Here is a 19,320-nt window from a genome sequence, read left to right on the forward strand (position 1 = left end):
GTGGGGGGCGAGCTGCTGTGCGCCGGGCAAGGGGGCCTGGCGCCGGCCTGCCGCGGTGCGCGGTGGCCCGGGGGTGTGCTGGTCGCGGCGGGAGGGCCGCGGCGAGCATGGCGGGTCGCGCCAGGGCGGTGCCGGGTGCGAGCCGTGCTGGTTGCGGTGCGGGGGCGCCGGGCTCGGTGAAAAGCAGCGGCGCGGGTCGGGGAGCCGCGCCGCTGCGGGGCGCCCGCACCCAGGCGTGGGGGCAGCCCGGGAGGTGGGCGGGGCCGCCCTACTCCTGAACTGGCTCGGTCAGCGCCAGCAAAGCCCGCCTCACCGCCGCCGCGCTCGCGTCGCGTGGGTCGGTGAGGCGGGCCGCTTCCGCTGCCGCCTCCTCCGCCGCTGCCGCGTCTCCCGTGGCGTCGTACGCCCGTCCGAGCACCAGCCACGTCAGACCGGTTGCTGACCGGCCGCCCATCTCGCGGAACTCCGTCAAACACTGCTGCAACACCGGGATCGCCTGTGCCGCGCGGCCTTCGCCGATCCAGCCCGCTGCCAGTGCTCGGGTGCACGACAGCTCTCGTGGCCGCTCGTCCAGTTCCCTCGCCAGCTCTCGCGCTTCGCCGAACGCCGCCATCGCGTGCTCGCGGTTGCCCGTTGCCGCCGAGATCGCGCCCGCTGTGCGCAACGACTTCGCCAGCTCCGAACGGGCCGGGGTCGGGCGGAGGTGGTCCACCGACTCCGCGATCGCCGCCGCCGCGTGGGGGTCGTCGCCCGTCAGGAACGAGGACCACGCGAATCCGTGCAGGGCCGTGCCGATCTGGCGGGCGTCGCCGGTTTCGCGGGCTGCCGTCAGTGCGATGGCGTCGACGTCCCGGGCTTCGGCCACGCGGCCGAGGCGCAGCAGGGCCGCCGATTCCGCCGAGCGGACGCGGATGGGCTCCGGCTGACCGTCCATTGTGAACAGTTCGCGCGCGTGAGCCGCCGTCTCCAGGGCTTCTTCGGCGTCGCCGAGGCCGATCAGGCAGTGCGCCAGGTTCGCCGTCACCCACGCGTGGGTATGGTGTTCGCGACGCGCTTCCAGCTCCTTCGCGCACTGGCGGTACGTGGCCGCGGCCTCCTCGTACTGACCGCGTTCGTGGCGCAGCAGCGCGAGGTTCGCCTCGGCGAGCACCGCGACCGCCGGGTCGTCCGCCGCGGCCAGCACCGTTTCGTACGCCGCGCGCATCTCCGCGTACTGGCCGTGCAGGTACAGGTACACGCTCAGCTTGTCCAGCAACCGCACCGCTTCCGGTGCGGGCAGCCACCCGATCAGCAGGACGAGGTTCGCGCGCTCGGCGGCGAACCAGTCGTCCGGGCGAGCCAGCAACCGCGCCACCAGGTCTTCGGGCAACGGCTGGGGAAGCGGCGCGGCGGCCGGTGGCGGCATCGGGACCGTGCGCGGCAAGCGGGAAGCGGCGGCGTCGGCCAGTGCGAGCGTCGCCGACAGCACCGTCCGGAGGCCGCCGGTGTCTTCGGCCAGCTCGGCCGCGTACAGCCGGACGAGGTCGTGCATCCGGTAGCGGCCCTCGCCGGACGGGTCCGCGCCGCGCGCCTCCAGCAAGCTCGCCTCGACGAGCTCTTCGACGGCTTCGTCGGCGTCCGGGGTGCCGACCAGCGTCGTCACCGCCCACGCCGGGAGGTCGGCGAGGCGGCAGCGGCCGAGCAGCCGGAACGCGCGCCGCGCGGGCGGCCGGAGTCCTTCGTAGCTCAGCGCGATGCTGCTGCGGACCGCCAGATCGCTCACGGTCAGCTCGTCGAGCCGCCGGACCTCGTCTTCGAGACGGCCGGCCAGCTCGTCGAGCCGCAGGTGCGGGCGGATGGCCAGCCTGCTGCCGGCGATCCGCAGGGCCAGCGGCAGCCGCGCGCACGCCGCGATGATCCGCTCGGCGTCGGCCCGCTCCCGGGCGACCCGCGCGCCGGCGAGCCGGTTCAGCAGCTCGGCGGCGTCGGCGCCGGACAGCGGTCCGAGCGGCAGCCGGTGCGCGCCGGCCAGCCCGCTCAACCGCCGCCGGCTTGTCACGAGCACCGCGCAGCCCGGCGTGCCCGGCAGCAGCGCGCGGACGTCGCCGGGGTCGACGGCGTCGTCGAGCACCACCAGCACCCGCCGGTCGGTGAGCCGGCCGCGGAACACCGCCGCGCGCGCCCGGACGTCGTCCGGGACCGCCGGGCCGGGGACGCCGAGCGCGCGCAGGAGGTCGGCCAGCACCTCGCCGATGTCGCGGCCGGCGAGCGGGACGTACAGCTGCCCGTCCGGGAAACGCGCCCGCAGCCGGTGCGCGGCCCGCACGGCCAGGGTGCTCTTGCCCGCCCCCGGCTCGCCGCTCAGCACGGCGAGCGGGACGCCCCGGTCGTCACCCAGCACTCCGGTCAGTTCGGCGAGCTCGGCGTCTCGGCCCGTGAAGTCCCCGATGTCCGGCGGCAGCTGGCACACCGGCCAGACCGGCGGCGGCAGCCGCGGCACGGGATCTTCGCCGCGCAGGACGGCCGCGTGCACCCGGCGGGCCTCCGCGCCGGGTTCGACGCCCAGCTCCTCGATCAGGGTGGTCCGCAGCCGCCGGTAGACCTCGAGCGCGTCGCCCTGCCGGCCGGCTCGGTGCAGCGCGATCATCAGCTGCGCGGCGAGCCGTTCGCGCAGCGGGTGTTCGGTGATCATGGCCTGCAGCTCACCGGTCAGTTCCCCGTGCCGCCCGGCGGTGAGCTCGGCGTCGACGCAGTCTTCGAACACGGCGAGCCGCTCGGACTCCAGCCGCGCGACGTCGGCGTCGAGCCGCGGCACGTGCAGCCCGGCCAGCACCGGCCCCCGCCACTGCGCGAGCGCCCGCCGGTAGTGCGCGGCGGCGGCGACGGCGTCCCCGGCCCGCTTCCCCTCGGCCGCGGCGGCCCGGAAGACGAGCAGGTCGAGCTCGCCCGGCTCGACGCGCAGCCGGTAGCCGAGCGGCCCGTGCTCGACCCGGAGTCCGTCGATCCGCTCGCGCAGCCGCGAGAGGTAGGTGTGCAGGTTGGAGGTGTAGGACTTCGGCGGCCCGCCCGGCCACAGCGCTTCGACCAGCACGTCGACGTGGACGTACTGGCCCGCGTTGACGAGCAGCACGGCCAGCAGCGTGCGCTGCCGCTCGCCCCGCAACGCGACCCAGTGCCCGGGCGCCCCCTCGACGGCGAGCGGCCCGAGCACGCCGAAGTGAGCCATGTCCGCCCTCCCGAGTACCGGAACGGCCACCGTAGCGAAGGGGTCCGACAGAAACCGGCGGTCGCGGTCCCCGAGCGGATCGAGCGGGCCGGTCCACGGGCACCGCCTCGCCGAAATCCGGCGCGGTCGCGGCTTCACCCAGCAGCAGCTGGCCGAACGGATGGGCGTCACCAAAGGCCGGGTGTCCCAGATCGAGCAGGGCAAGATCGCCGGCTTCGAGGTGCTCGCCCGCTACGCCGCCGCTCTGGGGGGCCGCCTGCACCAGGCGATCTCCTGCGACGACGGCGATGTCGCCACCATCGCCTGACCGGCGCCGCGGGCGTAGGTACGGGCGGTGGGGACCCGGCGGGACCGCGCCTATTACGCTCCACCCGGACATTCAGGACCTACCAGGGGAGCGGTCGTGTCAGCTGGAGGCGGAACCAAGGCGATCATCGCGGCCCTCGGGGCGAACGCCGGGATCGCGGTCGCGAAGTTCGCCGGCTTCCTCGTCACCGGGTCGTCGTCGATGCTGGCCGAGTCCGTGCACTCGCTGGCCGACACCACGAACCAGGGCCTGCTGCTGCTCGGGCAGAAGACGTCGAAGCGGGAAGCGGACGAGGAGCACCCGTTCGGCTACGGCCGTGACCGGTACTTTTACTCCTTCATCGTCGCCCTGATGCTCTTCAGCCTGGGCTCCGCCTTCGCGATCTACGAAGGCATCCACAAGATCGGCCACCCCGAGCCGCTCGAATCGCCGATCGTCGCGGTGATCATCCTCGTCGTCGCGATCTGCCTCGAGGGCTACAGCTTCTACACCGCGATCACCGAGTCGAAGAAGATCAAGGGTGACGCCAGCTGGTGGGGCTTCATCCGCCAGGCGAAGGAACCCGAGCTGCCCGTCGTCCTGCTGGAGGACGCCGGCGCGCTGCTCGGCCTCGTCTTCGCGCTCGCCGGGGTCGGGCTCGCGGTCGGGACCGGCGATCCGGTCTGGGACGGTATCGGCACCCTCGCCATCGGCGCGCTGCTCGGGGTCATCGCGATCATCCTCATCATCGAGATGAAGAGCCTCCTCATCGGCGAAGGCGCCACCCCGGCGGTGCTCGCGACGATCGTCGACGAGCTCGCCGCCGGGAAGGTCGAGCGCGTCATCCACATCCGCACCCAGTACCTCGGGCCGGACGAGCTGCTCGTCGCGGCCAAGCTGGCGATGGTGCCCGGGCTCGACACCGCCGAGCTGGCGATGGCCATCGACGACGCCGAGGCCCGGGTGCGCGCCAAGGTTCCGGTCGCGAAGCTGATCTACCTCGAGCCGGACCTCGACCGCAGCCTCGCGAAGTAGCTCCAAGATCCACTGCCGGGCGCTCGGCGAGCCGTCACGGACGTGACCCGTTAGGGTGACGTACCGCGATACACGCAGCTCAGCCGCAGGAGGTCAACGGTGCCCGGAACGGGATTGTGGCGCACTAAATCGATCGAACAGTCTATTTCGGACACTGATGAGCCGGACACCAAGCTCCGGCGGAACCTCAGTGCGTGGGACCTGACGGTGTTCGGCGTCGCGGTCGTCATCGGCGCCGGCATCTTCACGCTGACCGCGCGCACCGCCGGTGACTACGCCGGCCCCTCGGTGTCGCTGGCGTTCGTGTTCGCGGCGATCGCCTGCGCGCTGGCCGCGCTCTGCTACGCGGAGTTCGCCTCGACCGTGCCGGTCGCGGGCAGCGCGTACACGTTCTCCTACGCCACCTTCGGCGAGTTCATGGCGTGGATCATCGGCTGGGACCTGATCCTCGAGCTCGCCGTCGGCGCCGCCGCGGTGGCCAAGGGCTGGTCGGTCTACCTCGAAACCGTGCTCGGCTACCTGTTCGGCAAGGGCACCAAGACGACGTTCGACATCGGCAGCGTGACCGTCGACTGGGGCGCGCTGCTCGTCGTCGCGGTCCTGACGACGCTGCTGGTGCTGGGCACGAAGCTGTCGTCGCGGGTCTCGATGGTGATCACCGGCATCAAGGTCGCCGTCGTGCTGTTCGTGATCATCCTCGGCATCTTCTACATCAAGGGCGCCAACTACACCCCGTACATCCCGCCGGGCGAGACCGGCGGGGCCGGCCAGACCGGCGTCGACCAGTCGCTCTTCTCCCTGATCGCGGGCGGTGCGAGCAGCTCGTTCGGCGTGTTCGGCCTGCTCGCCGGCGCGTCGCTGGTGTTCTTCGCCTTCATCGGCTTCGACATCGTCGCGACCACCGCCGAGGAGACGAAGAACCCGCAGAAGGCCGTGCCGCGCGGGATCATGGGCTCGCTGGCCATCGTCACGGTGCTCTACGTCGCGGTGTCGCTGGTGGTCGTCGGCATGACGAACTACAAGGAGCTCGCCACCTCGGCGGGCGACGGCAGCCACAAGACGCTCGCCACGGCGTTCTCCGCCAACGGCGTCGACTGGGCGGCCAACATCATCTCCTTCGGCGCGCTGGCCGGCCTGACCACCGTCGTCATGGTGCTCATGCTGGGCCAGGTCCGGATCATCTTCGCGATGTCGCGCGACGGCCTGATGCCGCGCCGGCTGGCGAAGACCGGCGAGCACGGGACGCCGAAGGGCGCGACGCTCATCGTCGGCGGCCTGGTCGCGCTCGCGGCCGGCTTCTTCCCGGCGGACAAGCTCGAAGAGATGGTCAACGTGGGCACGCTCTTCGCGTTCGTGCTGGTTTCGGCGGGGGTGCTGGTGCTGCGCCGGACGCGCCCGGACCTGCCGCGGGCGTTCAAGGTGCCGCTGATGCCGGTCATCCCGATCCTGGCGATCCTGGCCTGCCTGTGGCTGATGCTGAACCTGACCGTGCTGACCTGGCTGCGGTTCGTCGCCTGGATGGTGCTCGGCGTGGTCATCTACTTCGCCTACAGCCGCCGTCATTCGCTGCTCGGCCAGCGGCAGGCCGACGGCGGCACGGGGGACCCCGTCGAGTCGCGCTGACCCGGACGAGAAACCGCCCCGCCGACCGGAATTCCCCAGGTCGGCGGGGCTTTTTCGACGCATGGTACGGAACGGCGGGTCACGAACGAGTTAAAAGGATCTTGCTTTGCGCGCCCAAAGGGGGACCCCGCGTAAGCGGTCGAGTGACGTGCGATACCTTTCGTTCCTCCGCGTGCCACTGACGGGTGAATTACAGCAGTGTGGTTACACGCTCAGTGGTGCCGCGACCACAGATTTCGCAAGTGCTGTCTCCCCGCCGGTACTAGGAGTTCCCCTATGCGCAGACGTACCTTCCGCGGCGCCGTTGCGGTCATGGCGCTGACCACCGCTGCCCTCATCGGCACCGCCGGCTCCGCGCTGGCCTGCCACAGTGACGACACCCGCCCGCACCCCACCCCGGGCAAGGCGACGCCGTGCGCCGAGGGCACCGACCTCAGCCAGAGCGACGTCGACTTCAAGATCGTCAAGAACCGCCTCAACATCTCGAAGGTCCACGAGGGTGTGACGGTCAAGCGCATCGTCGTCATCGGTGGCGACGACGGCTTCAACGACTACACCCCGGGTGCCAAGGGTCTCGAGAAGGCCGCGCCGTGGAACGACCTGCGCGCGCCGTTCAGCCGCAACGGGCGGCAGGCCGACATCGAGAAGTGGTACCTGTGCGGCACGAAGACCGAGAAGCCGACTGAGACCACCACGGCGCCGACGAAGCCGTCCACGCCGGCCACCGAGACCACGAAGCCGAGCGCCCCGGCGTCCTCGGAGACGGTCGCGCCGACCAGCACCACCGCTCCGGCCGCCGTGCCGGCGGGCAACGAGTCGGGCACCGGTGGCGGCCTCGCCAACACCGGTTTCGACAACAGCTGGCTGATCTGGATCGCCGCGCTGCTGCTGGTCGCCGGTGGCGGTCTGCTCGCGCTGCTGAAGTTCCGCCGCAAGGCTTCCTGACCTGAAGTGCCGTGAAGGCCTCCTTACCGGCTATAAGAGCCGGTAAGGAGGCCTTCACGGCTTTCCGGGGAAGTCGCCGAAGAGCAGGCCCTGTTCGCCGCCGGAGGGTTTGCCGAGGCCGGCGGCCATCGCCACGGCGTGGTCCCACTCCGCGTCGACCACGTAGTCCTGGTGCCGGAGCACGCCGGGAGCCCAGCGGTGCCGCCCGGTCGGGCCGCGCAGCGGGTCCGGCAGCCAGTGGTCGCCGCCGAGGATGAGGACGCCGTTTTCGTCGGCCCTCGCCTTCAACGGCCCGATGCCGCCTTCGGGCTGGTAGCCGACGCCGAAGAGCTGCCGGTCGGAGACCTCGTGCCGCCAGGTCGTCACGCCGCCGCCGAAGATGTCGGTGCCGCGGCAGAGGGCACGCCACCGGCCGTCGAGGTCGGCGAAGAGCTCCTCCAGCGCCTCCTGCGGCAGCAGCGCCGGGAACGCCCGCTGGTAGCCCCACTGCAGCGGGGACCCGGCGGTGAGCACGCCGACGCGCTCGAGGTCCGCCGCGGGCAGCTCGGCCGCGAGCCGGGCGGCGGCCATGACCGTGAGCAGGCTGCCGAGGTTGTAGCCGGAGAGCACCACCCGCGTCCCCGGCTCGGCGAGGTGTTCGCGGGCCCGCGCGGCCAGTTCCGGGACGACCTTCAGCGCGTAGCACGGCGGGACCGTCGGGTGCGCCGCCCGCGGCCAGAAGCAGACGAGATCGGCCAGCGCCCCGAGGTGCCGGCTGCGCTGCGGGGTCCGCGCGGCCGTGTAGACCACGCGCAGCAGGCCCGCGGCCAGCGCGCCGAGCGCGACCACGCCGATCGCGGACAGCGGCTTGAACCAGCTTGGGACCAGCCCGAACCCGAAGCGCAGCACGAGCAGCGCCGCACCGCCCGCGGACATCGCGGACGCCACCGCGAGCGCCAGGTGGTGCAGGTGCCGCCGTTCCCACGCCGAGCGCGCCCACGCCGCCGCGGCCTGGGCCTCCTGGCGCTCGTCGTGCTCCATCAGCTCGACGATCTCCGGCACGCCCCGCCGCAGCCGTCGCAGCGGGACGGCGACCGCGAACCCCAGCACGGCGAGCACCGCGGCCAGCGCGAGGCCGGCTCCCCACAGCACCGTGACCAGCAGGTACGTGTCGGGCACCCGCAGCAGCTCCGCGCCCGACAGCCGCCGGAGGGCTTCGGCGAGCCCGGCACCGAACCCGCCGCCGAGCAGGCCGGCCAGCGCGAGCACCGGCGCGGCCGCCCAGCCGCCCAGCCACGGCCTCAGCCGGCGGGGCTTGTGCCGCCAGCCGGGCCGGGCCAGCAGCGCGGCCGGGACCAGGAACAGCGCGAACAGCACCACGACGGCGACCAGGGCCGCGCCGAGGCCTTCGACGACGCCGTTCGTGCCCGGCAGCGGGCCGGTACCGGGCCGCAGCCGCACCGCGGCCACGACGACCAGCAGGCTCGCGAAGGCGAGCACGCCGGGCCGGGCGAACCGGCCGGTGTCGACGCCGATCGCGGCCGCGACGACGACCGCGAGCACCACGGCCAGCGTGATGATCCAGACGACCAGGTCGAAGGTGGTGCCCGGCACGTGGAACGGGCCGCCCAGCAGCAGCAATGCGACCGAAGCCAGCGCCGCGACGGTGTGCAGGCAGCGCAGTGCCGGCGTCTCCGGGTCGGCGCGCATCCGCAGCGGCCCGCCGGTGAGGTCGCCGTCGGCGTGCACCGCCCACGTCGCCGACGAGATCCGGTGCAGCACGAAGATCACGGCCAGCAGCGGGACGACGCCGAGCGCGATCCGCGCGGGAACCGTGCGGAGCACGTCGGGGACCACGGGCAGGCAGCCCGAGCCGGGCGCGAGGCACTGGGTGGCGAACAGGTCGAGCGCGATCGCCGCCAGCTGGCCCATCAGCAGCATGGTCAGCAACAGGGCGCCGACGCGCAGCAGACCGCGGCACACGGCGCCGAGAACGCGCGGGAAGCGGCGGTCCGGCGGGACCGGCGGCAGCATCCAGAAAGCGACGTTGGCCAGCGAGAACGGGAACAGCAGCGCCCAGGTGGCCTTGGTGGCGCCGCCGGACGTCATGCCGTGCCACAGGTAGCCTTCGAGGGTCCGCGGGATCGTCCGGCCGAGTGCCGGCAGCACGGGTCCGGGCGCGGGCCGCCGCAGCCGGTCGGCCGGGCGGATCACCCGGCCCAGCCCGTCGCCGGCGACGTCGACGGTCGCGACCGCGTCGAGCAGCGTTTCTCCGCTGGTACCCACGAGGCCGGCGACGCGGATTTCGACGACACGGGTGTCCGGGCCGGGCATCGGCACGGTAAGGGTCTCCTAACCGCTCTAGGGAAGGTCGAGCGGACAACGGTAGTGTTCCGGTGTCATCGAGTCTTGGAGGAATCGCCACTATGCCCCCCGAAAGCGTTGCGAAGCGGCACGAGACCCGCAACGGCATCGAATTCGCCGTCGCCGACCTCGATGCCGCCGAGTTCGGCCGCAAGGAGATCCGCCTCGCCGAGCACGAGATGCCCGGACTGATGGCGCTGCGCCGCGAATACGCGGAGGTCTACCCGCTGCGCGGGGCGCGCGTGTCCGGCTCGCTGCACATGACCGTGCAGACCGCGGTGCTGATCGAGACGCTGGTGGCGCTGGGTGCGGAGGTCCGCTGGGCCTCCTGCAACATCTTCTCGACGCAGGACCACGCGGCCGCCGCGATCGTCGTCGGCCCGCACGGCACGCCCGAAGAGCCCAAGGGCGTCCCGGTGTTCGCGTGGAAGGGCGAGTCGCTCGAGGAGTACTGGTGGTGCACCGAGCGCATGCTCACCTGGGACGGCGAGGGTCCCAACATGATCCTCGACGACGGCGGTGACGCCACGATGCTGGTGCACAAGGGCACCGAGTACGAGAAGTCCGGCGTCGTGCCGACCCCGGACGAGAACACCTCGGACGAGTTCCGCGTGTTCCTCGAGCTGCTGCGCGCTTCGGTCGCGGCCGACACGGGCAAGTGGACGAAGATCGGCGAAGGCGTCCGCGGCGTCACCGAGGAGACCACGACCGGCGTCCTCCGCCTGTACCAGCTCGCGGCGGCCGGCGAGCTGCTGTTCCCGGCGATCAACGTCAACGACGCGGTGACGAAGTCGAAGTTCGACAACCGCTACGGCATCCGCCACTCGCTGATCGACGGCATCAACCGCGGCACGGACGTGCTGATCGGCGGCAAGGTCGCGGTGGTGTGTGGTTACGGCGACGTCGGCAAGGGCGCGGCGGAGTCCCTGCGCGGCCAGGGCGCCCGCGTGGTCGTCACCGAGATCGACCCGATCTGCGCGCTGCAGGCGGCGATGGACGGCTACCAGGTCCGCACGCTGGAGAACGCGCTGCCCGAGGCCGACATCGTCATCACGACGACCGGCAACAAGGACGTCGTGCTGGTCGAGCACATGGCGAAGATGAAGCACCAGGCGATCCTGGGCAACATCGGCCACTTCGACAACGAGCTCGACATGGCGGGCCTCGCGCGGTACCCGGGCATCCGGAAGATCAACATCAAGCCGCAGGTCGACGAGTGGATCTTCCCGAACGGCAACACGATCATCGTGCTGTCCGAGGGCCGCCTGCTCAACCTGGGCAACGCGACGGGGCACCCGTCGTTCGTGATGTCGAACAGCTTCTCCAACCAGGTGATCGCGCAGATCGAGCTGTTCACCAAGCACGAGGAGTACGACAACGAGGTGTTCCGGCTGCCGAAGAAGCTCGACGAGAAGGTCGCGAAGATCCACCTCGACGCGCTCGGCGGGGAGCTGACGAAGCTGACGAAGGAGCAGGCCGAGTACATCGACGTCGACGTCGAGGGCCCGTTCAAGCCGGAGCACTACCGGTACTGAGTTTCGCTGGTCAGGGCCGCCCCGAAAGTGTTCGGGGCGGCCCCTCCGTTTCACCCTCGGGACAGTCGAAAAACCAGATGTGAACGATGAGGTTGTCGAACGGCGAAACCGACTGATCGCGGAAGGTAGGTTGCTCACCTACGAACCGGAGGGTCCGCTGCTGAGTCTCGACGAACTCGAAGAGCTGTCCCGCGGCTGGGGCACCGCGGTCAGTGAGGCGCTGGACTGGAGCCGAGGTGAATGGTGAGCGTCGAACTCTTCGCCGGGATCGCCGTCCGCGACTACCTCGCCGCGCTGGCCTGGTACGAACGGCTCTTCGGCTCCCCGCCGACCTACGTCGTCAGCGACACCGAAGCCCTCTGGGAAGTCACCCCGCACGGCTCCGTCGTCGTCGAACTGCGGCCCGAGCGGGCCGGTCGCGCCTTCCACACCCTCTTCGTCGGCGACCTTGACGAGCGGATCGCCGCCATTTCCGCGCGCGGGATCGAACCCGCTGACCGGGAAACCTACGAGAACGGGGTGCGCAAGATCATCTACCGCGACCCCGAAGGGAACGAGCTCGGCATCGGCGGCGGACCCGGGGAAAGCTAATTCCACTCCACCGCGACGCCGGCCAGCCCCGGCCCCGCGTCGTTGAAGAACGCGCTGCTCACCCCGCCCATGTCGCACGCCAGTTCCTCCGCCACCACCGGCAGGGCGTCGTCGCGGGCGCGGACCTGGCGGGTGCAGCGGGCCGGGAGCGCGTTGCGGTCGAAGCGGAGCTGGACCAGGTAGCTCGCGCACCGGTCGCGCAGCATCCGGTAGTAGCCCGGTGACGCCGAGCCGGAGTCGTCGCGGACCTCGAAGCAGAACACGTGGATGTCGCCCTCGGCGAGCTTGCGGTCGAAGAGCAGCTCCGTCGCCATCGTGTCCGCGTCCGGGTTGCGGCGCATCCGGCCGACGCGGCAGCCCTCGTCGGTGATCAGCTCGACGTCGTCGATGCGGCAGCCGGGGTCGCCGTTGTACACCGTCAGGTAGCGGTCCGGGCCGTGCCGCCGCGCCCGCGTCACCAGGCGCGTGCGGAGGCTGACCTGGCGGTGTTCCGCGTCGAACGTGATCGTGTCGTGCACCGACAGCAGCTCGAGGTCGGCGTTGTAGTGGTTCGACGACGGGTACGCGCCGAGCTCGGCCAGCAGGTCCTCGACGATCGACCCCATGTCGCCGGAGCGCAGGTCGTGGAACGACGCCGCCGGCTGGTGGCCGCGGCGGACCAGTCGCGGGCCGATCAGCACCACGAGGGCGTCCGCCGGCAGCTGGAGGACCGATTCCAGGGCCCGGACCGCGGGGAGCGCTTTCGGCACCTCGGGCTGGCGGAGCCCGCGTTGCCAGTAGCTCAGCGTGGACTGTCCGATTTGGACGCCGCGCAACGCCAGGTGCGCGCGCAGCCGGGCGAGCGACAGGCCGCGGTAGGCGATCGCCAGTCTGAGCGCGTGGTGGAACTCACCGGTGCGGAGTGCCTCGGTCAGCTCTTTCGGCAGTTCGGCGACCGATGCCCGGGTCGTGCGGGCGCCATCGATGATCAGTGGGAGGTTCCCGTCTTGTGCCACCGCTCGTCCCTTCACCCGACCAGTGTGTGCGCTGGGCGTGAACACCGCGGAACGTTCACGTTAGCAGCGTAGAGTGCCGTGGCCGACCCCCGTTCAGGGTGGTTGGCCTCGTTGAGGTGACTGTTCCGCGTTCCGGCCAGGCCCCGGAACGGTCCGTTCCTCCGGATGGCGTTCTTGCTCCGGGTGACCACGTTGTTCACCGTTGTGACCACCGCTGGTTCGCCCACGTTCGAGCAGGAGGCCGTCCGTGCTGGTGAAGTCGAGCCAGGTTCACGCCGTACTGGCTCTGAGCCTGATGATGTGCCTGGTCGCGCCGGTCACCGCCGGAGCCGCGCCCGGAGTGCCTTCGACCTACCGCAACCAGATCGTGATGCAGGCGCAGCAGAAGAACCAGTGGTGCTGGGCGGGCGCGGGCAACACCATCGCCGCCTACCACGGCGCCACCGTCAGCCAGCAGACGTTCTGCCGGCTCGCACACGGCGAGGCCGGCGAGACCGGCGGGGACTGCGCCAACCGCACTGGCACGCTGGCCGACCCGCAACGCGCCTTCGCGAAGCTCGGGTTCAGCTCGCCGGGCCGCTACCTCGACCGGCCCCTCACCTACGCGGCGATCCGGACGCAGGCCGCGGCCGGGCGGCCGGTGGAGACCAGGGTCGGCTACCGCTCGGGCGGCGGGCACTCGCACGTCGTCTACGGCTACGACACCGGCGGCGACTGGGTGTTCTGGGGCGATCCGGGACCCGCCAAGCGCTACAACTGGTCGACCTACGGCTTCTACACGCACAACTCGTCTTTCGCCTGGACGCACACGCTCACCGGGATCGCCCGATGAGCAGGCGAGTGCTGGTGCTCGCCGTGCTGACCGGCGCGGCGCTGCTGATGACGGCACCGGTGTCAGGCGCGGCCCAGGCCGCCGGCATCAGCAGCGCCGACGCCGTGGCCGCGCACGCGGCGGCCGCGGACCTCCAGGGCACCGTGGTCCGGTTCTTCGCGCAGGCCCCGGACGCGCGGGGACCCGTCACGGTGCAGATCGCGCCGGACGCCTACCCCGTCTACGAGCTGTCGCCGGGCTTCGTCACGGGCGAGCCCGGCGCGGCGCCCGGTGACTTCGCTTACTTCGCCGTGCCCGCCAAGGCTTCCGACGGCCGGACCGCGACGCTCTGGTCGGTGCGCGGCGACGACGGCGCCTGGCAGGTGGGCAACATCGCCTCGGGCGACATCGAGGGCGCCTACGCCCGGCAGCTGCCCGCGGGAGCCCAGCTGCTGCACGAACCCCAGATCGACGCCTGGTATTCGGTGCGGGACGGCCGCCTCACCCCGCTGGCCGGCGGGACCGCGGTCACCGTCGCCGACTACCAGCGGACCGTCGGCGCGCGCTACGCGGACAAGCTGCCCGGCTCGGCCTACGCCCGCGACGGCGAGGCCGGCGGCTACGACGCCACCTCCCAGGTGATGCCCCGCGGCGACGGCGGCCCGGCGGCGGCCAGCCACGACACGGGCTGGGTGCCGCTGCTGATCCTCGTCGGCGTGCTCGCGGTCAGCGGCGCCGGCTACGTCTTCCACCTGCGGCGGCACACCGCATAGACGAACCGGCGGGCTCGGCGTCGATCCCCTTCCACCGAGCCCGCCGGTCCACCACCGTTACTGTGACTCCTCGTGGGTCGATTGGTGGTCATCGAAGGGCTCGACGGCGCGGGCAAGCGCACGCTGGCCGACGGGCTGACGGCGGCGCTGGGCGCGAAGGGCGCGAGCGTCGCTTCGCTGGCGTTCCCCTGCTACGGCAAGAGCGTGCACGCCGACCTCGTGAAGGAGGCGCTGCACCGCGGGCACGGCGACCTCGCCGACTCGGTGTACGGCATGGCAGTGCTCTATGCGCTGGACCGCAGCGGCGCCGCGGACGACATCCGCGCGCTGCGGGAAACCCACGACGTCGTGCTGCTCGACCGGTACGTCGCTTCCAACGCCGCGTACGCCGCCGCGCGGCTGCGCCAGGACGCGGCCGGCGACGTCGTGAAGTGGGTGTACGAGCTGGAAGTCGACCGCTTCGGGCTGCCCCGCCCGGACGCGCACCTGCTGCTGCGCGTGGCACCCGCGGTGGCGGCCGAGCGCGCCGAACGCCGTGCGGTGACCGAAACCGGCCGCGAGCGCGACGCTTTCGAAACCGACGACGGCCTGCAGCGGCGGTGCGCGGCGGTGTACGACGAGCTGGCCGCGTCCGGCTGGCTCGCGCCCTGGCACGTCCTGGACGGCGTCGCGGGCGTAGACCACGAAGCACTCGCGACGGCGTTGCTAGGGCAGTAGCCGGGCCGGGTCGAACCGCTCGATCGGGTGCGCGGTGGCGCCGTCGACGACCAGGTCCGCGAGGACCTCGCCGACCACCGGCGCGAACTTGAAGCCGTGGCCCGAAAAACCGCAGGCGAGCACCACCCGCTCTTCGTCCGGGTGCGGGGCCAGCACGAAGCTTTCGTCGGCGGTGTCGGTGTACATGCACGTGGCCGCGCGGAGGAACGCGCCGGGCAGCGTCGGCAGATGGCGCTTCACAGCCGTCGCGATCCGGTGGATCTCGTCGCCGTTCACCTCGCGCTCGATGCCCTCGGGCGTGCAGACGCCGCCACCGCTGTGGAACGCCACCTTGACGCCGTCCGCGGGCGCGTTGTGCGCCGGGAAGCCGTAGAACGTGTAGCCGTCGCCCTCCCAGATGTAGACGGGGTGCCGCTGGAACGGCGCGACCCCGCCCGACGGCGCGAACCAGTACTGCACCTGCCGCCGCACGGTGAAGGCGACGCCGAAGTCGCGCAGCAGCTCACCGGCCCACGCGCCGGGGCACAGCACCAGCCGGTCCGCCGTGTAGTAGTTGTGCGACGTCCCGACCCGTACCCCGCCGGCCATGGTGCGCCAGGTGAAGACCTTCTCCTCGTGGTGCAGTTCCGCGCCGCTGCGCGCGGCGAGCTGCAGGTGCGCGGCGACGCTGCCCTCGGGTGACACGAGCCCGGCGCCCGGTTCGTGCAGCGCGACTTCGTCCGGAGACGGCGCCATGGTCGGGAACCGCCGCCGGATCTCGCGCGCGTCCAGGAGTTCGTGCGGGATGCCGAACGCCGCCGCCGACGCCAGGCTGCCGGTGATCGTCCGCGAATCGGCCGTGCCGACCATGACCCCGCCGCAGCGGGTGAACAGCCGACGGCCGCTGTCGCGCTCGAGCCCGGCCCAGAGTTCGTGCGCCCGCAGCAGGAGCGGCACGTACTCGGGGCCTTCGAGGTACGCCTGGCGCGTGATCCGCGAACCGCCGTGGCTCGACCCGCGGTTGTGCACCGGCGCGAACTGGTCGATGCCGAGCACCCGCTGCCCGCGCTGCGCGAGCCGGTACGCGGCGGCACTGCCCATGCCGCCGAGCCCGACGACGATCACGTCGTAGTGCGTCATGGCACCCTTCCGAAGTTGCGTCTTCAGCAACAACGTGCGTGGTGCGCGACGCGCTTGTCAAGCGCGGGCGAACTCCATGACCCAGTTGGGCTCCCACGTCCGCCCGCCGTCCGCCGAGAACTCCTGCTCCCACCGCGGCGAAGACGTGGTCGTGTCGGTCCAGGCGTAGTGCACCTTGATAAGCGTGCCTTCGTGGGTGTCGTCGCCGTAGAAGTCGCCGCGGCCGCCGGTGAACGCGCCCACGACCGGCGGCTGCAGCAAGCCGTCCCGGCTGTTGGCCCAGTACAGCGACCACTCCTCGCGCTCGACGTCGAAGAGCCGGAGGGTGCAGCCGCGGAAACCGAGGGTAGGGAAGGCGATCTCGTCCATGTTGCCGCCGCCTTCGAAGAGGGAGCAGCAGGTCGTCGTGCCGGGGAACTCGGTCCAGTCGTCGCTGCCGGCGAGCGGCTTGGTCAGCCGCCGGTTCGTGACGGTCCAGGAGCCGAGGAGGAAGTCGAAGTCGTTCATGGGAGTGATCTTGCGGCCCCACCACTGACACCTTTTGTCAGTGGTCGCTGGCAGACTCCGCCGGGTGCGCGCGAGCCGGCTGGTGTCCCTGGTGTTGCTGCTGCAGAACCGCGGGCGGCTGAGCGCCGCGCGGCTGGCGGCGGAGCTTGGCGTGACGGCGCGGACCGTCTACCGCGACGTGGAAGCGCTCGCCGCGGCGGGCGTCCCGATCTACGCCGAGGGCGGTCCGAACGGCGGCTACCAGCTGATGGACGGCTACCGGACCCGGCTGACCGGCCTGACCGAAGGCGAAGCGGGTTCGCTGTTCCTCACCGGCTTGCCGCAGCCGGCCGCCGAACTGGGCCTGGGCGCGCAGGTGGCCGCCGCCGAGCTGAAGCTGATGGCCGCGTTGCCGACGCCGTACCGGGACGCGTCGCGGCGCATCCGGCAGCGCTTCCACCTGGACGCGCCCGGCTGGTACCGCGAGACCGATCCCGTGCCGCGGCTGCTCGCCGCCGCGGAAGCGCTGTGGCAGGACCGGGTCGTCGAGGTCCGGTACCGTCGCTGGTCGCCGTCGCCCGGGGTCGTCACGCGGCGGCTGCACCCGCTCGGCCTCGTCCTGAAGGCCGGCGTCTGGTACCTCGTCGCCGGGCCGGAGCCGCGGACCTACCGCGTCTCGAACATCGAAGACCTGCGGACGCTCGACGAGCGGGTCACCCGGCCCGCCGGGTTCGAGCTCGCGGACTTCTGGCGCGCGCACGTCGAACGCTACGAGGAAAGCGAAATCGACGAGACTGCCGTCGTCCGGCTGACGCCCGCCGGGATCGCGGCCCTGCCGGACATCCTCGGCCCGAAAGCCGCCCGGCTCGTCTCCGGAACCCTCGAACCCGAGGACGCCGAGGGGTGGCGACGCGCCCGCGTGCCACTGGAAAGCGTGTCCCACGCCGCTGCCGGGCTGCTGCGGCTCGGCGCGGACGCGCAGGTGCTGTCGCCCCCGGAACTGGTGGCGCACATGGGAAAGACCGTCGCGGCGATGGCCCGGCTGTACGCCTAGTCCCGGAAGTACCCGAGCTGCGCGGAAAGTTCGTCCGCCGCGTCGGTCATCGGGCGCACGACCTGCTTCACCCGCTGCTTCGAAAGCCGGTACGACGGGCCGGAAGCACTCATCGCGGCGACCACGTCACCGCCGGGGCCGTGGATCGGCACGGCGACCGCGTGCATGCCGAGTTCCAGTTCCTCGTAGCAAGCCGCGTAGCCGTCCGCGAGCACGCGGTCCAGTTCGGACAGCAGTTCTTCCGGCTCGACCGTCGTGCGCGGCGTGTACTGTTCGAGCTTCCGCTTGAGCACCCGTTTGCGCTCGGCTTCGGCCATGTACGCCAGCAGGACCTTGCCGCTGGACGTCGCGTGCAGCGGCGTGCGCTGGCCGGTCCAGTTCTGCGTGGTGATCGCGGCCGAGCCGCGGGCCTGGCTGATGTTGATGGCGACGCCGTCGTCGGCGATGGCGATGTTCACCGTCTCGCCCAGTTCCTCGGCGAGGCTCAGGCAGCTCGTGCGGCCGAGCTTCGCCAGGTCCATGCGGCCTGTCGCGGCGCCGGCGAGCCGGACGACGCCGAAGCCGATCGCGTACTTCCCGCGTTCCCCGAGCTGTTCGACGAGCCCTCTGGATTCCAGGACGCTGAGCAGCCGCGACGCCGTCGACTTGTGGACCCCCAGTTCGCCCGCGATCTCGGTGATGCCGGTTTCGCCGTGGCGCGCGAGCAGCTCCAGCACGCTGATCGCCCGGTCGACCGATTGCACCTGGCTCTGAGTTGCGTTGCCCGAGTCCTGGTTCCGCATAGCGCAACACTATCCGTTTCGTGCGTTTCCTATCGGCTGAGTGGGCGAATCTCTTGACGGGCCCGGCCGGGAGGCGCGATTGTTGCGCAGAGGGCACGGAAGCGCGCACTGCGCAACTTTCACGCACTGCCGCGGCATCCGGCCAGTCGTTTCCCTGAGCTCACCCCGCAGGTCCGCGGAGGCCGCGCCGGAACCCCGCGCGGCCTCCGCGGACCGTCCAAACCCGCCGGTACCGGCACCCGGATGGAGCAGGGACGGGTCGCGATCTTGATCTTTCTGGTGGTCAAACACGCGGGTCGCGCGTACGGGCGCCGGAACTAGTGCGAATATGTGGACATGAAGGCACGTGTTCTCGTGGTCGACGACGACCCCGCCCTCGCGGAGATGCTCACCATCGTGCTCCGTGGGGAGGGGTTCGACACGGCGGTGGTCGCCGACGGCTCACGCGCGCTTCCGGCGCTGCGCGAGCTGAAGCCCGACCTCGTCCTGCTCGACCTGATGCTGCCCGGGATGAACGGGATCGACGTCTGCAAGGCGATCCGCGCCGAGTCCGGGGTGCCGATCGTCATGCTCACCGCCAAGAGCGACACCGTCGACATCGTCCTGGGCCTGGAGTCGGGCGCGGACGACTACGTCGTCAAGCCGTTCAAGCCGAAGGAGCTGGTCGCGCGGGTGCGAGCCCGCATGCGCCGCACCGAGGCCGAGCCCGCGGAGTCGCTGACCATCGGGGACCTGGCGATCGACGTGCCGGGCCACGAGGTCACGCGCGAGGGCAAGGCCATCCCGCTGACCCCGCTGGAGTTCGACCTGCTGGTGGCGCTGGCGCGCAAGCCGCGTCAGGTGTTCACCCGCGAGGTGCTGCTCGAGCAGGTCTGGGGTTACCGGCACGCGGCCGACACCCGGCTGGTGAACGTGCACGTCCAGCGGTTGCGCTCCAAGGTGGAGAAGGACCCGGAACACCCCGAGGTGGTGTTGACCGTTCGCGGTGTCGGGTACAAGGCCGGCCCGCCGTGATGAGTC

General features: G+C 71.7%; 17 protein-coding genes. 11 read left to right on the plus strand and 6 right to left on the minus strand.

What is annotated here, in order from left to right; translation table 11 throughout:
- Positions 1–268: 268 nt before the first annotated feature.
- The gene (locus SD460_RS13415; RefSeq protein WP_318306203.1) at positions 269–3,205 is read right to left on the minus strand and encodes an AfsR/SARP family transcriptional regulator; all 2,937 of its coding nucleotides are present in this window, start codon (positions 3,203–3,205) and stop codon (positions 269–271) included.
- Here SD460_RS13415 and SD460_RS13420 point away from each other — a divergent pair.
- The 4 genes from SD460_RS13420 (at position 3,204) to SD460_RS13435 (ending at position 7,094) form a co-directional block, all read left to right on the plus strand.
- Positions 3,204–3,512: a helix-turn-helix domain-containing protein gene (locus SD460_RS13420; protein WP_290057254.1), complete on the plus strand. Its 309-nt coding sequence runs from the start codon at positions 3,204–3,206 to the stop codon at positions 3,510–3,512. The genes SD460_RS13415 and SD460_RS13420 overlap by 2 nt on opposite strands.
- Before the next feature lie 96 nt (positions 3,513–3,608).
- Positions 3,609–4,526, plus strand: coding sequence for a cation diffusion facilitator family transporter (locus SD460_RS13425; protein WP_318306204.1), 918 nt, complete (start codon positions 3,609–3,611; stop codon positions 4,524–4,526).
- 99 nt (positions 4,527–4,625) lie between these two features.
- A complete protein-coding gene (locus SD460_RS13430) occupies positions 4,626–6,149 on the plus strand; it encodes an amino acid permease (RefSeq protein WP_290057256.1) in 1,524 nt (507 codons plus the stop codon).
- 276 nt (positions 6,150–6,425) lie between these two features.
- The gene (locus SD460_RS13435; protein WP_290057257.1) at positions 6,426–7,094 is read left to right on the plus strand and encodes an LPXTG cell wall anchor domain-containing protein; all 669 of its coding nucleotides are present in this window, start codon (positions 6,426–6,428) and stop codon (positions 7,092–7,094) included.
- A 54-nt stretch (positions 7,095–7,148) separates the two neighbouring features.
- Here the strand turns inward: SD460_RS13435 and SD460_RS13440 are convergent, their stop codons facing one another.
- Positions 7,149–9,407 carry a hypothetical protein gene (locus SD460_RS13440; RefSeq protein ID WP_290057275.1) on the minus strand — a complete coding sequence of 753 codons (2,259 nt, stop codon included), beginning with the start codon at positions 9,405–9,407 and terminating at the stop codon, positions 7,149–7,151.
- A 92-nt stretch (positions 9,408–9,499) separates the two neighbouring features.
- Between SD460_RS13440 and ahcY the strand changes: the two genes are divergently transcribed.
- Complete coding sequence (gene ahcY, locus SD460_RS13445) at positions 9,500–10,972, plus strand: adenosylhomocysteinase (protein ID WP_290057258.1); 1,473 nt, start codon at positions 9,500–9,502, stop codon at positions 10,970–10,972.
- Between the two features lie 243 nt (positions 10,973–11,215).
- Positions 11,216–11,563: a VOC family protein gene (locus SD460_RS13450; protein WP_290057259.1), complete on the plus strand. Its 348-nt coding sequence runs from the start codon at positions 11,216–11,218 to the stop codon at positions 11,561–11,563.
- Here the strand turns inward: SD460_RS13450 and SD460_RS13455 are convergent.
- Positions 11,560–12,558 (minus strand): hypothetical protein, encoded by a 999-nt coding sequence (locus tag SD460_RS13455; protein WP_103341215.1) that lies wholly within the window; start codon positions 12,556–12,558, stop codon positions 11,560–11,562. The genes SD460_RS13450 and SD460_RS13455 overlap by 4 nt on opposite strands.
- A gap of 247 nt (positions 12,559–12,805) precedes the next feature.
- Here SD460_RS13455 and SD460_RS13460 point away from each other — a divergent pair, with 247 nt between their 5' ends.
- From SD460_RS13460 to SD460_RS13470, 3 genes are all read left to right on the plus strand, one after another.
- A complete protein-coding gene (locus tag SD460_RS13460) occupies positions 12,806–13,390 on the plus strand; it encodes a papain-like cysteine protease family protein (RefSeq protein WP_290057260.1) in 585 nt (194 codons plus the stop codon).
- Entirely contained in the window at positions 13,387–14,142 is a 756-nt protein-coding gene (locus tag SD460_RS13465) for a hypothetical protein (protein WP_318306205.1), read from the plus strand. The genes SD460_RS13460 and SD460_RS13465 overlap by 4 nt, the downstream gene beginning before the upstream one ends.
- An 84-nt stretch (positions 14,143–14,226) precedes the next feature.
- Positions 14,227–14,859: a dTMP kinase gene (locus SD460_RS13470; protein ID WP_290057276.1), complete on the plus strand. Its 633-nt coding sequence runs from the start codon at positions 14,227–14,229 to the stop codon at positions 14,857–14,859.
- Here the strand turns inward: SD460_RS13470 and solA are convergent.
- Together solA and SD460_RS13480 are read right to left on the minus strand one after the other, a co-directional pair.
- Positions 14,848–15,978 carry an N-methyl-L-tryptophan oxidase gene (solA, locus tag SD460_RS13475; RefSeq protein ID WP_290057262.1) on the minus strand — a complete coding sequence of 377 codons (1,131 nt, stop codon included), beginning with the start codon at positions 15,976–15,978 and terminating at the stop codon, positions 14,848–14,850. The two genes, SD460_RS13470 and solA, sit on opposite strands and share 12 nt — an antisense overlap.
- Positions 15,979–16,035: 57 nt before the next feature.
- Complete coding sequence (locus SD460_RS13480; RefSeq protein ID WP_290057263.1) at positions 16,036–16,485, minus strand: hypothetical protein; 450 nt, start codon at positions 16,483–16,485, stop codon at positions 16,036–16,038.
- 64 nt (positions 16,486–16,549) lie between these two features.
- On the opposite strand from SD460_RS13480, the gene SD460_RS13485 reads away from it, so the two are divergent.
- Positions 16,550–17,518 carry a helix-turn-helix transcriptional regulator gene (locus SD460_RS13485; RefSeq protein ID WP_318306206.1) on the plus strand — a complete coding sequence of 323 codons (969 nt, stop codon included), beginning with the start codon at positions 16,550–16,552 and terminating at the stop codon, positions 17,516–17,518.
- Here SD460_RS13485 and SD460_RS13490 read toward each other — a convergent pair.
- A complete protein-coding gene (locus SD460_RS13490; RefSeq protein ID WP_290057265.1) occupies positions 17,515–18,300 on the minus strand; it encodes an IclR family transcriptional regulator in 786 nt (261 codons plus the stop codon). The two genes, SD460_RS13485 and SD460_RS13490, sit on opposite strands and share 4 nt — an antisense overlap.
- A gap of 336 nt (positions 18,301–18,636) precedes the next feature.
- On the opposite strand from SD460_RS13490, the gene mtrA reads away from it, so the two are divergent.
- Positions 18,637–19,314: an MtrAB system response regulator MtrA gene (mtrA, locus tag SD460_RS13495; RefSeq protein ID WP_005150760.1), complete on the plus strand. Its 678-nt coding sequence runs from the start codon at positions 18,637–18,639 to the stop codon at positions 19,312–19,314.
- Positions 19,315–19,320 lie beyond the last annotated feature (6 nt).

The organism is Amycolatopsis solani (genome assembly GCF_033441515.1).
In the GTDB taxonomy this organism is placed as follows: Bacteria; Actinomycetota; Actinomycetes; order Mycobacteriales; family Pseudonocardiaceae; genus Amycolatopsis; species Amycolatopsis solani.

Excerpts from the sequence above, each read along its gene's own strand:
- SD460_RS13420 (WP_290057254.1), top strand. The coding sequence starts at position 3,204 with ATGTCCGCCCTCCCGAGTACCGGAACGGCCACCGTAGCGAAGGGGTCC.
- SD460_RS13415 (WP_318306203.1), bottom strand. The coding sequence starts at position 3,205 with ATGGCTCACTTCGGCGTGCTCGGGCCGCTCGCCGTCGAGGGGGCGCCC.
- SD460_RS13435 (WP_290057257.1), top strand. The coding sequence starts at position 6,426 with ATGCGCAGACGTACCTTCCGCGGCGCCGTTGCGGTCATGGCGCTGACC.
- SD460_RS13440 (WP_290057275.1), bottom strand. The coding sequence starts at position 9,407 with ATGCCCGGCCCGGACACCCGTGTCGTCGAAATCCGCGTCGCCGGCCTC.
- ahcY (WP_290057258.1), top strand. The coding sequence starts at position 9,500 with ATGCCCCCCGAAAGCGTTGCGAAGCGGCACGAGACCCGCAACGGCATC.
- SD460_RS13465 (WP_318306205.1), top strand. The coding sequence starts at position 13,387 with ATGAGCAGGCGAGTGCTGGTGCTCGCCGTGCTGACCGGCGCGGCGCTG.
- solA (WP_290057262.1), bottom strand. The coding sequence starts at position 15,978 with ATGACGCACTACGACGTGATCGTCGTCGGGCTCGGCGGCATGGGCAGT.
- SD460_RS13480 (WP_290057263.1), bottom strand. The coding sequence starts at position 16,485 with ATGAACGACTTCGACTTCCTCCTCGGCTCCTGGACCGTCACGAACCGG.
- SD460_RS13490 (WP_290057265.1), bottom strand. The coding sequence starts at position 18,300 with ATGCGGAACCAGGACTCGGGCAACGCAACTCAGAGCCAGGTGCAATCG.
- mtrA (WP_005150760.1), top strand. The coding sequence starts at position 18,637 with ATGAAGGCACGTGTTCTCGTGGTCGACGACGACCCCGCCCTCGCGGAG.